The 15,330-nt window shown below is 69.3% G+C and carries 8 protein-coding genes; 1 reads left to right on the top strand and 7 read right to left on the bottom strand.

Annotated elements, in window-relative coordinates; translation table 11 throughout:
- The first annotated feature begins 2 nt into the window (after nucleotides 1–2).
- A complete protein-coding gene (locus IEZ20_RS14110) occupies nucleotides 3–2,141 on the top strand; it encodes a serine/threonine-protein kinase (protein ID WP_189298162.1) in 2,139 nt (712 codons plus the stop codon).
- Between the two features lie 66 nt (nucleotides 2,142–2,207).
- On the opposite strand, the gene IEZ20_RS14105 is transcribed toward IEZ20_RS14110, so the two are convergent.
- The 7 genes from IEZ20_RS14105 to IEZ20_RS14075 form a co-directional block, all read right to left on the bottom strand.
- The gene (locus tag IEZ20_RS14105; RefSeq protein ID WP_229896058.1) at nucleotides 2,208–5,279 is read right to left on the bottom strand and encodes a glycosyl hydrolase 115 family protein; all 3,072 of its coding nucleotides are present in this window, start codon (nucleotides 5,277–5,279) and stop codon (nucleotides 2,208–2,210) included.
- A gap of 28 nt (nucleotides 5,280–5,307) precedes the next feature.
- On the bottom strand, nucleotides 5,308–6,072 hold the full coding sequence (locus IEZ20_RS14100) for a hypothetical protein (RefSeq protein ID WP_229896057.1): 765 nt from the start codon (nucleotides 6,070–6,072) through the stop codon (nucleotides 5,308–5,310).
- A gap of 136 nt (nucleotides 6,073–6,208) precedes the next feature.
- Nucleotides 6,209–7,402 (bottom strand): elongation factor Tu, encoded by a 1,194-nt coding sequence (gene tuf / locus IEZ20_RS14095; protein WP_014674366.1) that lies wholly within the window; start codon nucleotides 7,400–7,402, stop codon nucleotides 6,209–6,211.
- Between the two features lie 156 nt (nucleotides 7,403–7,558).
- The gene (gene fusA, locus IEZ20_RS14090) at nucleotides 7,559–9,685 is read right to left on the bottom strand and encodes an elongation factor G (protein WP_189298160.1); all 2,127 of its coding nucleotides are present in this window, start codon (nucleotides 9,683–9,685) and stop codon (nucleotides 7,559–7,561) included.
- Between the two features lie 39 nt (nucleotides 9,686–9,724).
- A complete protein-coding gene (gene rpsG / locus IEZ20_RS14085; RefSeq protein WP_003998848.1) occupies nucleotides 9,725–10,195 on the bottom strand; it encodes a 30S ribosomal protein S7 in 471 nt (156 codons plus the stop codon).
- Between the two features lie 2 nt (nucleotides 10,196–10,197).
- Nucleotides 10,198–10,569 carry a 30S ribosomal protein S12 gene (rpsL, locus tag IEZ20_RS14080; protein ID WP_003948652.1) on the bottom strand — a complete coding sequence of 124 codons (372 nt, stop codon included), beginning with the start codon at nucleotides 10,567–10,569 and terminating at the stop codon, nucleotides 10,198–10,200.
- Between the two features lie 791 nt (nucleotides 10,570–11,360).
- Nucleotides 11,361–15,260, bottom strand: coding sequence for a DNA-directed RNA polymerase subunit beta' (locus IEZ20_RS14075; protein WP_189298158.1), 3,900 nt, complete (start codon nucleotides 15,258–15,260; stop codon nucleotides 11,361–11,363).
- Nucleotides 15,261–15,330: the final 70 nt, after the last annotated feature.

The raw sequence follows: 15,330 nt of genomic DNA, 5'->3' as shown, positions 1-15,330 counted from the left end.
ACATGAAGCCACTGGACACCGGAGACCCGATCCGCCTGGGGCCCTACCGCATCCTCGGCGTGCTCGGCGAGGGCGGCATGGGCAAGGTGTACGTCGGGCAGGACCGCGACGGGCGGACGGCCGCGGTGAAGGTGCTGCACCGCCATCTCGCGGACGACCCCCAGCTCGGTCAGCGCTTCGTGCGCGAGGCCCGGATGGCGCAGGCGGTCAGCAGCCCGGGCGTGGCCAGGGTGCTGGACACGCAGACCGAGGGCGGGCGCCCGTGGATCGCGACCGAGTTCCTCAGCGGCCCGAACCTGGAGGAGGCGGTCGGCGCGCACGGCCCCCTCGACGAGAACGGGGTGCGGGCGCTCGCGGCGGCGCTCGCGCACGCGCTGCGGGACATCCACGCCGCCGGCCTGGTGCACCGCGACCTGAAACCCGCCAACGTGGTGCTCACCTCGGCGGGCCCGCGCGTCATCGACTTCGGCATCGCCCGCCCCGAGCACGGACTCACTCTCACCACCACCGGGCAGATTCCGGTGACCCCGGGCTACGGGGCGCCGGAACAGGCTCTCGGACAGCGTGTGGGCCCGGCCGCCGACGTCTTCTCCCTGGGCGCCCTGCTGGTGTACGCGGCGAGCGGGCAGCGCGCCTACGGCGGTTCGCACGCCGCCGCCGTCCAGTACGAGGTGGTCCACGGCACCCCGCGCATGGACCGGGTACCGGCCGCCCTCCAGCAGCTCATCGGCCCGTGCCTGGCCAAGGATCCCGCGCACCGGCCCGCCCCGGACGCCGTCGCGCGGGCCTTCGCCCCGCCCCGCGGCGCCGACCGCGTGTGGCGCTCCGGCCCGCTGGCCGAGGAGGTGCGGCGCCGGGAACGCGCCCTGCACGAGCTGACCACGCTGCCCGGCACCGGTGCCGCCCCGGCCGGTGTCTCCCGGCGCCGTGTGCTGACGGCCCTCGCGGTCGGCGGCCCGGTCGCCCTCGCCGGTGCGGGCGGCGCCGGCTGGTGGTTCTGGCGGAAGAACGACAGCGGCCCCTTCGACATACCGCCCGCGGCACGCACCCCCAAGGCCAGGCTGCTGTCGGCGGACAAGGGGGACTACGTCCTGGGGCAGACGCCCGATCCGCTCTGGAGGCGGCCGTCGGCCCTCGGCGCCCGCACACCCGCCCCGCTGCCGGTACGCGACGTCCTGGTGGTCGGGGACACCAAGGGCGGTATCACGGCACACGGCGTCGTCGACGGGAAACCGCGGTGGTCCGCGCCCGAGGCAGTGGCGAGACGCCGTTTCGTCTCGCTCTCCGACCGGCTGATAGCCGCCGCCGACGGCCACGGCAGGCTGCTGACCTTCGTCGCGTCCACCGGCGAACCCAGGTGGACGGCGCCCGCCGAGGCCTCCTGCGTCCTCGCGGCCGACGCCGAGGCGGTGTACGTCGTCACCGACGACGGCCGGCTGCGCAGCGTGGGCCGCTCCGACGCGGGGATCCGCTGGACCGTGAAGCCGGATGCCGGTCTCGGCACGAAGGCCACGGCGCGGGGCGTCGTGTCCCAGGGCGTCCTGGCCGTCGCGACGGACGCGGGGGACGTCCTCGGCGTCGACACGCGCACCGGCCGCACGGTCTGGGTGCTGCGCGACCAGGACGACGTCAGGCCGGGAATCGCCGCGACGGGCGGGACCCTGTTCGTGAGCGGCAGCCCGTACTTCACCGCCCGTGGCATCGCTGACGGCAAGCAGCTGTGGCGCCCGGACCTGAGGCGCCGGGACGGCACAAAGGTCTTCTGGGGGCCCGCCGCGATCCACGGACCCTACGTCTTCGTGGCCGCCCTCGGAGCGGCTCTCCGGTTCGACATCAAGGACGGCAAGCAGAGCGGCTGGCCCTACGACCTCCTCCTCGAACGCGACCCGGAAGGCCCGCTGGCGGTCCAGGGCCACGGCTTCTGGTCCGTGGAGGTCAACGCGGAGGAAGGCGTGGTCGCCGCCCTCAACGTGGCCGACGGCGCGAACGACGGCAGTGACAACGACCCCGACTCCACCCTGTACCGGACCACGTGGGCCTTCCGCATCATCAAGAACCCCAAGGACTACTGGATGACGGCCGACGGCAACCGCGTCTTCGTCGCGGACGGTGACGCGCTGACGGCCCTGCCGGTCTTCTGACGCCCGGCACCCCGCGCTCCGGTGCCACGGGCGGCTTCGGCGATCCCGACGGAGGGCCTGCCACCCCTACGGGTGGCCGTCCCCCACCCGCCGGCTCTCCAGCGGCCCCAGATACAGCTGCGGCAGCCCACCGGTGTCGATCAGCAGCCGTTGCACCACCACCGTGGGATCCACCATCCAGAACTTCAGCCGGTGTGTACCCGGCTCCGCCACCGTGTGCGTGGTGGCCGTCGCGTTGACGTTGTCCGAGGTGTGGCGGGCCCAGACGGTGTTCAGGGCACCGTCGTCCGCGCCCGCCGTGATGTCCACGGTGCGGATCGGGCCGTCGTCCAGCGAGACGCCGTAGCGCAGGCCCGGGACACCGGGGACGGCCGGGTTGCGGGGGGACAGGTGGGCCCACACGGTCACCTCGGGGGCGGCGGACAGCAGCGTCACCTCGTATTCCAGGCGGGGCGAGTCGCCGCCCGGGGTGCGGCTCGGGGACGTCACCGGCCACGGCGTCATGCCCGCCCCGGTCCGTCCGATGCCGTCGATACGGCGCCACCGGCCGACCGCGCGGTCGTAGTGCCCGGCGTCGATCGCCACATAGCCGCCGGCCTCCACGAAGCCCCGCACCCGCACGCCCGAGGGGCGTTCCGCCACGCAGCGGACCGGGACCGACGCGCCCGCGCCGTGGACCGTCAGGGTCGCCTCCGCGCGCCCTGCCGGAGCCCGGGACCAGTCCACCTCCACCTCCAGGCGGACCTGCTGGTCCACCCGGCCCCGGGGACGGTCCACCCGCAGCCAGGGCGCCGACGCCGAGACCTCGTACGGGAAGGGCGTACGGCCCCGGTTGAAGATCTCCACGTACTGCCGGGGCCGGGTCTGGTAAGGGCTGAACGGCGGCAGCGACGCGACCGAGGAGGAGCCCCCCGGCCACCACTCCCCCGCGTCCTCCGCCCCGTCCACGGACACGCCCAGCTCCGCACCGGAGGGCACCTCGATGCGCCGCACCGCGGGGAACAGCACGTCCGGCAGGGCCACGTCGTCCTTCTCGGGCTGCTGCCACGGCGCGTTGGGGCCGTAGCGGTCCACGTCGCCGTAGTCGATGTGCGGCTGGCTCTGGAAGCCCTTCCATTTGCCGTCCGCGACCCGGGAGTCGAAGCGGTCGGCGAGGGCGAAGTCCGCCGCGAGGGCCGCTTCGGCCCGGGCCGCGCGGTCGTTCGCCGCCGACCGGCCCTGCGCGGCGTAGAGCAGGTTCGTGAACTCGGCGTGCCGCAGCGCGTACAGGTTCGCGGTCGCGGTGACCGCGTAACCGGCCAGTTCGAACCACGCGTCCCGCAGCCGCTCCGGCAGTCTGCGCTCGATGCGTTCGGCGCGGCGGCCCAGGGCGCGCCACTCCTCGGTGACCCGTTCCAGTTCCCGGTGCGCGAAGTAGTACGGGGTCTGCTGGTCGTCGTACACGACCCGGTCGCCGGAGAGGGTGATCCGGCGGTTCAGCAACTCCGGTTTGCGGCGGGCCTGGAGCCGGCCGTACTCGGCCAGCAGGGAGGCGATCTCCCGGGCCTGCGCCTCGCCGAAGTTCTGGCGGGCGTAGCGCTCCTCCCAGTCCGCGACACGGTCGAGCGGCAGGCGGGACGGGTCCCAGGCGTACGTCAGGAAGAACTCCGTCGGCAGCTCGTTGCCCTTCAGGTCGCCGACGTTGGCCACCCACAGGCCGTGGTTGCCGTAGGCGTGCGCCTGGTGGAGCTGGTCCCAGACGTTTCTGAGGTTGGCGGTGTCGACCCACTTGTAGTTGCGGCCGGCGCCGACGTAGTCGAAGTGGTAGTAGAGGCCGTAGCCGCCGGGGCGCGGGCCGTCCGGGTGCTTGCGGATGTTGCCCCAGTTGTCGTCGGTGAGGACCACGGTGACGTCGTCCGGTGCGCGCAGCCCGCGGTCCCAGTAGCGCTGGACCTCCTTGTACAGGGTCCAGACCTGGGGGGTCTCCGAGGCGGGTCTGCCGGTGACCTCCTCGATGATGCGGCGCTGGTCGGAGATGATCTGCTGCATCAGCTCGATGCCGTCGCCGTCGGGCAGGCCGGTGTCGCCGTTGCCGCGCATGCCGAGGGTGACGACGCCCTCGAAGCTCTGGTCGACCATGCGCTGGATGCCGGCGCGCCAGTAGGCGCGGATCGCCTCCGCGTTGCGGCGGTACGACCATTCGCCCGTGCCCCCGTAGGGGTCGGTACCGGAGCCGGCGTGCCGGTTCCACTCCTCGATGCCGCGCATCATCGGAGCCTCGTGAGACGTGCCCATGACAATGCCGTACTGGGCGGCCCGACGGTGGTTCTCCGGGTCGTCCTCCGCGAACGCCCGGCCCCAGACCGCCGGCCAGAGGTAGTTGCCCTTCAGGCGCAGCAGCACCTCGAAGACCTTGGCGTAGAAGTCGGCGGTGAAGCCTCCGGGGTGGCCCGGCGCCTTGCCCGGACCGAAGTACGCCGGTGCCCAGGTGCCGAGCGCCGGGTTCTCGTCGTTGACGAAGACACCCCGGTACTTCACCGCCGGGGTCCCCTGGGTGAAGCGGCCCGGCTTCACCCACACCCGGTCGCGGCGGGCCGGCGGCACGTCGTCCCACCAGTGCCAGGGCGAGACTCCGATGCCGTACGAGACGTCGTACGCCCCGAAGATCGTGCCCCGCGGATCGCTGCCCGCGATGACGAACGCCCGCTCCACACCCGGCATCGGGTGGTCCACGACGGTCTGCAGCGAGGTCTCCCAGCTGCCCCGCACGCCCGTGACGTCGAGCTTGCCGGAGCGGATCAGACCGTCGATCAGCGGGCTGCGGCCGATCGTGCCGAGCAGCACCGGGAAGCGGCCGACCGTGCTGCCCGGACGGACCCCGGTCACGCGCGCGAGGTCGTCCCTCAGGTCGCCGGCGACCCGTACGACTCCGGGGTGATCCTCCGGGCTGACCACCACGGGAGCACCGACCAGCGAGAAGGCGCCGCCCGTGAACGAGATGTACGCCCCCGGGTCCGTCACCACCGGGCCGTCCGGGCCGCGGCGGACACCCTGGCCGTCCTGGCCGCCCTCTCCCCCGGCCCAGGCACCACCGGCCGAGGTCAGCACCGGTACGGCGGTGAGCCCCGCCCCCAGTACGGTTCTGCGCGCCACGGACATGCGTCGCCCTCCACTCCCTGCCTGTCTGCTATTTGCTCACCGGCATGACAAATACTGGGGCGCGTGAGCCGTGGGGGGAACGGGTCGGAGGCGCCGAATAGTTTCGAGGCGCTCGGCCCGGGGCGTCCAGCGGCAGGAGGTTGTTCGCGCTGAGCAGGCCGAGGTCCCGGTCGCGGACCGACACGGTCAGGGTGTAGGGCGGCTGGCCGGTGACGGTGTTCGAGGAGTCGATCGGAGCCGACAGCCTGTTCGCCACGGTCCTCGCGTCCTGGCCGGGGCACAGGGCCTCCGGCGGCAGGGACAGCTCGGCCCGGCCGTACCCGGCCGAGGACGTCCAGGTGACGGGCAGGTCGTGGGCGCCGCCGACCAGCCCGTCGGGGCCCTCGATCTCGACCGCGACGCCCTCGCCGGCAGGGAGCCGGGACATCCGCGGGGATCCCTTGGGGGACGGCGCCAGGAGCAGGCTCACGGTGAGGCGGCCGGGGGCGCGGCGGGACAGTCTCTCGTAGCCGTAGGAGCCGAGGACCAGCTGCGGGCCGGGCGGCGGCTCGGCCGGCGGGGGCAGGGAGGCGGAGGCGGGCAACGGGAAGTAGTGGTAGCCCGCGGCTCCGCAGTGACGGCCCGCCGAGACACCACCGCCCGGAAGTGCGACGGCCCTGGCCGGGCCCGACTCCGCGGCGCCGCCCCAGGACAACAGACCCTGCTGCCAGGCCCCGTAGACCACCACGGCCGCCGCCGCCAGCCAGGGGACGGCCGTCTGCAGCACTGCGCGTATCGAGGCACTCCTGCTCACCCGGAGAACCGTATGCGCACCCCGGCCGGGAGGGTGCCGGGGGGTACGGGAGGGCGCGGACATGCGAAGAGGCCCGTACGACCGAGGTCGTACGGGCCTCCCCTAGGTCAGGCAGTGACCCTCAAGCAAGCGGAACTTACTTGACGATCTTGGTGACCTGGCCGGCGCCCACGGTGCGGCCACCCTCACGGATGGCGAACTTCAGGCCCTCTTCCATGGCGACGGGCTGGATGAGCTCCACCTTCATCTCGGTGTTGTCACCCGGCATGACCATCTCGGTGCCCTCGGGGAGGGTCACCACGCCGGTCACGTCCGTCGTCCGGAAGTAGAACTGCGGACGGTAGTTGTTGAAGAACGGCGTGTGGCGGCCACCCTCGTCCTTGGACAGGATGTAGGCCTGCGCCTCGAACTCGGTGTGCGGGGTGACCGAGCCCGGCTTGATGATGACCTGGCCGCGCTCGACGTCCTCGCGCTTGATGCCACGGAGGAGCAGACCGACGTTCTCACCGGCCTGGCCCTCGTCGAGCAGCTTGCGGAACATCTCGATGCCGGTGACCGTGGTGGTGGTCTTCTCGGTCTTGATGCCGATGATGTCGACGGTCTCGTTGACCTTCAGGACACCACGCTCGATACGGCCGGTGACGACCGTACCGCGACCGGTGATCGTGAAGACGTCCTCGATCGGCATGAGGAACGGCTTGTCGACGTCGCGCTCCGGCTGCGGGATCGACTCGTCGACGGCCTTCATCAGGTTGAGGACGGAGTCCACCCACTCCTGCTCGCCCTCGAGGGCCTTGAGCGCGGAGACCTTGACGACCGGAACGTCGTCGCCGGGGAACTCGTACTCGGAGAGGAGCTCACGGACCTCGAGCTCGACGAGCTCCAGGATCTCCTCGTCGTCCACCATGTCGGCCTTGTTCAGGGCGACGACGATGTACGGAACGCCGACCTGGCGGGCCAGGAGCACGTGCTCCTTGGTCTGCGGCATCGGGCCGTCGGTGGCGGCGACCACGAGGATGGCGCCGTCCATCTGCGCCGCACCCGTGATCATGTTCTTGATGTAGTCCGCGTGACCCGGGCAGTCGACGTGGGCGTAGTGACGCGCCTCGGTCTGGTACTCGACGTGCGCGATGGAGATGGTGATACCGCGCTGACGCTCCTCGGGCGCCTTGTCGATGTTGTCGAACGGGGTGGCCTCGTTCAGGTCCGGGTACGCGTCGTGCAGCACCTTGGTAATGGCGGCCGTGAGGGTCGTCTTACCGTGGTCGATGTGACCGATGGTGCCGATGTTGACGTGCGGCTTAGTCCGCTCGAACTTCGCCTTCGCCACTGGGGTCCTCCTGTGGAGTGGTTCTGTACGCCTTACTTCATCGGCGCCAGGTGATCTTTGCTGTAAAGGCCCGGAACCCGGGGCAAACGCTCACGATTGCGGACGTTTACCCCTGGAGGCTCCGGAGTCAAGCCTACGGCGTGTGAACGCGGTGCGTTACTCGCCCTTGGCCTTCGCGATGATCTCCTCGGCGACGTTCCGCGGAACCTCGGCGTAGGAGTCGAACTGCATCGAGTAGCTTGCGCGACCCGACGTCTTGCTGCGGAGGTCGCCGACGTAGCCGAACATCTCCGACAGGGGCACGAGGCCCTTCACGACGCGGGCACCGGCCCGCTCCTCCATGGCCTGGATCTGGCCACGGCGGGAGTTGATGTCGCCGATGACCTCACCCATGTAGTCCTCGGGCGTGGTGACCTCGACGGCCATCATCGGCTCAAGGAGCACAGGGCTGGCCTTGCGCGCGGCCTCCTTGAAGGCCTGCGAACCAGCGATCTTGAAGGCGAGCTCGGAGGAGTCGACCTCGTGGTAGGCGCCGTCGTGGAGGATGACACGGACACCGGTCATCTCGTAGCCGGCCAGGATGCCGAACTGCATGGCCTCCTGCGCACCGGCGTCCACCGAAGGGATGTACTCCTTCGGGATACGGCCACCGGTCACCTTGTTCACGAACTCGTACGAGGTGTCGCCACCCTCGAGCGGCTCGATGCCGATCTGCACCTTCGCGAACTGACCGGTACCACCGGTCTGCTTCTTGTGGGTGTAGTCGACGCGCTCGACGGCCTTGCGGATCGTCTCGCGGTAGGCCACCTGCGGCTTGCCGACGTTGGCCTCGACCTTGAACTCACGGCGCATACGGTCGACCAGCACCTCGAGGTGCAGCTCGCCCATACCACCGATGATGGTCTGGCCGGTCTCCTCGTCCGAGTGGACCTGGAAGGACGGGTCCTCCTCGGCCAGGCGCTGGATCGCGACGCCCAGCTTCTCCTGGTCGCCCTTCGACTTGGGCTCGATGGCGACCTGGATGACCGGCGCCGGGAAGTCCATGGACTCCAGGATGACCGGGTTCTTGTCGTCGGACAGCGTCTCACCGGTGGTGGTCTGCTTCAGGCCCATGACGGCGACGATGTCACCGGCGCCCACCGAGTCGATCTCCTCACGCTTGTTGGCGTGCATGCGGTAGATCTTGCCGATGCGCTCCTTCTTGCCCTTGACGGAGTTCAGCACCGAGGTGCCGGACTCCAGGCGGCCCGAGTAGACCCGGACGAAGGTGAGCTTGCCGAGGTGCGGGTCGCTCATGATCTTGAACGCCAGCGCGGACAGCGGCTCGTCGTCGGACGGCTTGCGGCGGATGACCTCCTCCGGGTCGTTGACCGCGTGGCCCTCGATGGCCTCGATGTCAACGGGGGAGGGCAGGTAGCGCACGACCGCGTCGAGCAGGGGCTGGACGCCCTTGTTCTTGAACGCGGTACCGCAGAACACCGGGGTCACGGTGGTGCCGGTGCCCTTGCCGGAGGCGATGGTGATACGACGGATCGCGGCGTACAGCTGCTCCTCGGAAGGCTCCTGGCCCTCCAGGTACAGCTCCATGATCTCTTCGTCGTTCTCGGCCACGGCCTCGAGCAGCTTGCCGCGCCATTCCTCGGCAGCCTCGGTGTGGGTGTCCGGGATGTCGACGATGTCGTACATCTCGCCCTTGGTGGCCTCGGCGGACCACACGAGCGCCTTCATGCGGACCAGGTCCACGACGCCCTTGAAGTCGGCCTCGGCACCGATCGGGAGCTGCATGACGATCGGCTGCGCGCCCAGGCGGTCCGAGATCATGTCCACGCAGCGGTGGAACTCGGCGCCCGTGCGGTCGAGCTTGTTGACGAAGCAGATACGCGGAACGCCGTAGCGGTCCGCCTGACGCCACACCGTCTCGGACTGGGGCTCCACGCCGGCGACGCCGTCGAACACCGTCACGGCACCGTCGAGCACGCGCAGGGAGCGCTCCACCTCGACGGTGAAGTCGACGTGACCCGGGGTGTCGATGATGTTGATGGTGTGGTCGACGTTCTCCAGCGGCCAGTGACAGGTGGTGGCAGCAGAGGTGATCGTGATGCCACGCTCCTGCTCCTGCTCCATCCAGTCCATGGTGGCAGCGCCGTCGTGGACCTCACCGATCTTGTAGGACACACCGGTGTAGAACAGGATCCGCTCGGTGGTGGTCGTCTTGCCCGCGTCGATGTGGGCCATGATGCCGATGTTGCGCACCTTGGCCAGGTCAAGTGAAGTGGTAGCCATAAGGCTTCAGTCTTCTCTCGGTCTCGATGTGGGTAGCGACTACCAGCGGTAGTGCGCGAAGGCCTTGTTGGACTCGGCCATCTTGTGGGTGTCCTCGCGCTTCTTCACGGCCGCACCGAGGCCGTTCGAGGCGTCGAGAAGCTCGTTGAGGAGACGCTCGGTCATGGTCTTCTCGCGACGGGCGCGGGAGTAACCGACCAGCCAGCGCAGCGCCAGGGTGTTGGCGCGGCCGGGCTTGACCTCGACCGGCACCTGGTAGGTGGCGCCACCGACACGGCGGGACTTGACCTCGAGGGTCGGCTTGATGTTCTCAAGAGCGCGCTTCAGCGTGATGACCGGGTCGTTGCCGGTCTTCTCGCGCAGGCCCTCCATGGCGCCGTAGACGATGCGCTCGGCGGTGGAGCGCTTGCCGTTCAGCAGCACCTTGTTGATCAGGGAGGTCACCAGAGGAGAACCGTAGACCGGGTCGATGATGACCGGGCGCTTCGGGGCGGGGCCCTTACGAGGCATTCTTACTTCTCCTTCTTGGCGCCGTAACGGCTGCGAGCCTGCTTGCGGTTCTTGACACCCTGGGTGTCGAGCGAACCGCGGATGATCTTGTAGCGAACACCCGGCAGGTCCTTCACACGGCCGCCGCGCACGAGCACGATGGAGTGCTCCTGCAGGTTGTGTCCCTCACCCGGAATGTAAGCGGTGACCTCGATGCCGCTGGTCAGACGCACACGCGCGACCTTGCGGAGGGCCGAGTTCGGCTTCTTCGGGGTGGTCGTGAACACACGCGTGCAGACGCCGCGACGCTGAGGGGAACCCTCGAGTGCGGGCGTCTTGTTCTTCTCGACCTTGTCCTGCCGGCCCTTCCGGACCAGCTGCTGGATCGTAGGCACTACTTCTCCGGTTTCTGTGTGCCGATGTACAGCTAACCTGGAACGTCGCCGACCCACGCGGTCGGGTGTGTCGAATCCGCCAGACTCCCGCCGCAAGGCGGAAAGGGCGCGAATTACGGTGGCCGCTCTCGGCCCGAATGCGGTTTGTAGGCACGCACGAGGGCCAGGGCACACCCCAGGCACAAGGTCTGAGCGTACCTACCTCATTCGCTGTGGTCAAAACAAATGGGGTCCGGAGGCCCCGGGCTGCGGAGCATGTCAAGTCGCCGTACCCTAGGTGATCTTCGATTCGGAAGAACGGGCGCCGTCGGCGGGTGCTGCCGCACCGCGCCAGCGGGGCGGAGCGGCCCGTGTGCGGGCCCCGGGGCCCGCGGACTGACTGACGGCCGTGTCCGCGCCGCAGCGGCCGCCCGCCCGCCCCGGGCCCCCGCCTCCGCGCTCTCCCCTGTCGACGTTCGCGGAGAAGGCTGCGTACATCGCGGCGCCCGGGACCATCGCCCTCGCCCTGCTGGACTCGTTCGGCAGCCTCTGCGCCCTGCCGGCCGGCCGACTGGTCGTGTTCCTGCTCTTCGGGCTCGCGGGACGGGCCCTGGCCGGGCCGGAGCCGAGCGACCGCCCCTCGTCCCCATGCCGGCCCTGCCGGTGGCCGTGGGGGCCACCCTGGCCCTCTGCGCCGCCCCTCTGCGGCTGCACCGGCGCACCGGCCTCCGGGGCCGGCACCGCGGTGAGCCGCCCAACGCCGAAGGGCGGCCACCCCCGCTGGGGTGACCGCCCTTCAGTGGACGTACGCCTTACTGGTTGTACGGACCGTAGTCGTAGTCCTCCAGCGGAACGGCCTGGCCGGAGCCGGTGCCGAACGGCGAGTAGTCGATGTCGTCGTAGCCGACGGCCGAGTACATCGCGGCCTTGGCCTCCTCGGTCGGCTCGACCCGGATGTTGCGGTAGCGGGACAGACCCGTACCGGCCGGGATGAGCTTACCGATGATGACGTTCTCCTTCAGGCCGATGAGGCTGTCGGACTTGGCGTTGATCGCCGCGTCCGTCAGGACTCGGGTCGTCTCCTGGAAGGAGGCGGCCGACAGCCAGGATTCCGTCGCCAGCGAGGCCTTGGTGATACCCATCAGCTGCGGACGACCGGAGGCCGGGTGACCGCCCTCCTGGACCACACGACGGTTCTCGTGCTCGAAGCGGGAGCGCTCGACCAGCTCGCCGGGCAGCAGCTCGGCGTCGCCGGACTCGATGATCGTCACGCGGCGCAGCATCTGCCGGATGATGATCTCGATGTGCTTGTCGTGGATCGACACACCCTGCGAGTTGTAGACCTTCTGGACCTCGCCGACCAGGTGGACCTGGACGGCACGCTGACCCAGGATGCGCAGCACGTCGTGCGGGTTGGTGGCACCCACGGTGAGCTGCTGGCCCACCTCGACGTGGTCGCCCTCACGGACCAGGACCTTGGCACGCTTCGAGATCGGGTACGCCGTCTCGTCGCTGCCGTCGTCCGGGGTGACGACGATCTTCTTGGTCTTCTCGGTCTCCTCGATCCGCACGCGACCGGAGGCCTCGGAGATCGGGGCGACACCCTTCGGGGTACGGGCCTCGAAGAGCTCGACGACACGGGGCAGACCCTGGGTGATGTCGTCACCGGCCACACCACCGGTGTGGAAGGTACGCATCGTCAGCTGGGTACCGGGCTCACCGATGGACTGGGCGGCGATGATGCCGACCGCCTCACCGATGTCGACCAGCTTGCCGGTGGCCAGCGAACGGCCGTAGCACATCGCGCAGGTACCGACGGCGGACTCGCAGGTCAGGACCGAGCGGGTCTTGACCTCCTCGACGCCACGGCCGACGAGCTCCTCGATGAGGACGTCGCCCAGGTCGGTGCCGGCCGGGGCCAGCACCTGGCCGTCGACCACGATGTCCTCGGCGAGGCAGCGCGCGTACACGGACGTCTCGACGTCGTCCGCCTTGCGCAGCACACCGTCGGCGCCGCGCTCGGCGATCCGCAGCTTGAGGCCACGGTCGGTGCCGCAGTCCTCCTCGCGGATGATGACGTCCTGGGAGACGTCGACCAGACGACGGGTGAGGTAACCCGAGTCGGCGGTACGCAGAGCGGTGTCCGCCAGACCCTTACGGGCACCGTGCGTGGAGATGAAGTACTCCAGCACGGACAGACCCTCACGGAACGACGCCTTGATCGGACGCGGGATCGTCTCGTTCTTCGCGTTCGACACCAGACCACGCATACCGGCGATCTGACGCATCTGCATCATGTTGCCTCGTGCACCCGAGTTCACCATCATGAAGATCGGGTTGGTCTTCGGGAAGTTGTCGTTCATCGCCTCGGCGACCTCGTTGGTCGCCTTGGTCCAGATCGCGATGAGCTCCTGCGTGCGCTCGTCCTTGGTGATCAGACCGCGCTCGTACTGCTTCTGGACCTTCTCGTCCTGCGCCTCGTAGCCCTTGACGATCTCCTTCTTCGCCTCGGGAACGACGACGTCGGAGATGGCCACGGTGACACCGGAACGGGTCGCCCAGTAGAAGCCGGCCGCCTTCAGGTTGTCGAGCGTCGCCGCCACGATGACCTTCGGGTAGCGCTCGGCGAGGTCGTTGACGATCTCGGAGAGCTGCTTCTTGCCGACCTCGTAGTCGACGAACGGGTAGTCCTCGGGCAGCAGCTCGTTGAAGAGCGCGCGGCCCAGCGTGGTGTTCAGCCGGAAGCTGTCACCCTGCTGCCACTCCGGCTCGCCCTCCTCGCGCGCCGGCGGGGTCCAGCCGCGCGGCGGGATGGTGCCCACCGGGAAGCGGATGTCCACGCGCGACTGCAGCGACAGCTCGCCGGCGTCGAACGCCATGATCGCCTCGGCCACGGACGCGAACGAACGGCCCTCGCCCTTGACGTCGCGCATCTCGCCGTCGGTGGTGAGGAAGAACAGACCGAGGACCATGTCCTGGGTCGGCATCGTCACCGGACGGCCGTCGGCCGGCTTGAGGATGTTGTTCGAGGACAGCATCAGGATGCGGGCCTCGGCCTGCGCCTCCGCGGACAGCGGCAGGTGCACGGCCATCTGGTCACCGTCGAAGTCCGCGTTGAACGCGGTGCAGACGAGCGGGTGGATCTGGATGGCCTTGCCCTCGACCAGCTGCGGCTCGAAGGCCTGGATGCCGAGGCGGTGCAGGGTGGGAGCACGGTTCAGCAGCACCGGGTGCTCGGCGATGACCTCTTCGAGGACGTCGTACACGACCGTACGGCCGCGCTCCACCATGCGCTTGGCGCTCTTGATGTTCTGCGCGTGGTTCAGGTCGACCAGGCGCTTCATCACGAACGGCTTGAACAGCTCCAGGGCCATCGCCTTGGGCAGACCGCACTGGTGCAGCTTCAGCTGCGGGCCGACGACGATGACGGAACGCGCCGAGTAGTCGACACGCTTACCGAGCAGGTTCTGACGGAATCGACCCTGCTTACCCTTCAGCATGTCGCTGAGGGACTTCAGCGGACGGTTACCGGGACCGGTCACCGGCCGGCCGCGACGGCCGTTGTCGAAGAGGGCGTCAACAGCCTCCTGAAGCATGCGCTTCTCGTTGTTGACGATGATCTCCGGGGCACCGAGGTCCAGGAGCCGCTTCAGACGGTTGTTGCGGTTGATCACACGGCGGTACAGGTCGTTCAGGTCGGAGGTCGCGAAGCGGCCACCGTCCAGCTGCACCATCGGACGCAGGTCCGGCGGGATGACCGGGACGCAGTCCAGGACCATGCCCTTGGGGCTGTTGGAGGTCTGCAGGAACGCGGAGACGACCTTCAGCCGCTTCAGGGCACGGGTCTTCTTCTGGCCCTTGCCGGTGCGGATGATCTCGCGGAGGCGCTCGGCCTCCTCCTCGAGGTCGAAGGACTCCAGGCGCTTCTGCAGCGCCGCGGCACCCATCGAACCGTCGAAGTACGTGCCGAAGCGGTCACGCAGCTCGCGGTAGAGCAGCTCGTCGCCCTCGAGGTCCTGGACCTTGAGGTTCTTGAACCGGTTCCACACCTCGTCGAGACGGTCGATCTCGCGCTGCGCACGGTCGCGCAGCTGCTTCATCTCGCGCTCGGCACCCTCGCGCACCTTGCGGCGCACGTCGGCCTTGGCGCCCTCGGCCTCCAGCTCGGCCAGGTCGGACTCGAGCTTCTTGGCGCGGGCCTCCAGGTCGGCGTCCCGGCGGTTCTCGATCTGCTGCCGCTCGACCGAGACGTGCGCCTCCAGGGAGGGCAGGTCGCGGGTACGGCGCTCCTCGTCCACGTACGTGATCATGTACGCGGCGAAGTAGATGACCTTCTCGAGGTCCTTCGGCGCCAGGTCCAGCAGGTAGCCGAGGCGCGACGGCACACCCTTGAAGTACCAGATGTGGGTGACGGGCGCGGCCAGCTCGATGTGGCCCATCCGCTCACGGCGCACCTTGGCGCGGGTGACCTCGACGCCACAGCGCTCGCAGATGATGCCCTTGAAGCGGACGCGCTTGTACTTGCCGCAGTAGCACTCCCAGTCCCGGGTCGGACCGAAGATCTTCTCGCAGAAGAGTCCGTCCTTTTCGGGCTTGAGGGTGCGGTAGTTGATGGTCTCGGGCTTCTTGACCTCGCCGTGGCTCCACTGACGGATGTCGTCAGCGGTGGCCAGGCCGATCCGGAGCTCGTCGAAGAAGTTGACGTCGAGCACTATGCGTCAATCCCTCTCAGGGTCGAAAGTCTTTGGTCTGATACGGGGGCCTGGGGGTCGGCGGGGCCCT

This window comes from Streptomyces cinerochromogenes (genome assembly GCF_014648635.1).
In the GTDB taxonomy this organism is placed as follows: Bacteria; Actinomycetota; Actinomycetes; order Streptomycetales; family Streptomycetaceae; genus Streptomyces; species Streptomyces cinerochromogenes.
The sequence above is the reverse complement of the archived record's forward strand: the minus strand, read 5'-3'. Positions and strand labels throughout refer to the sequence as shown.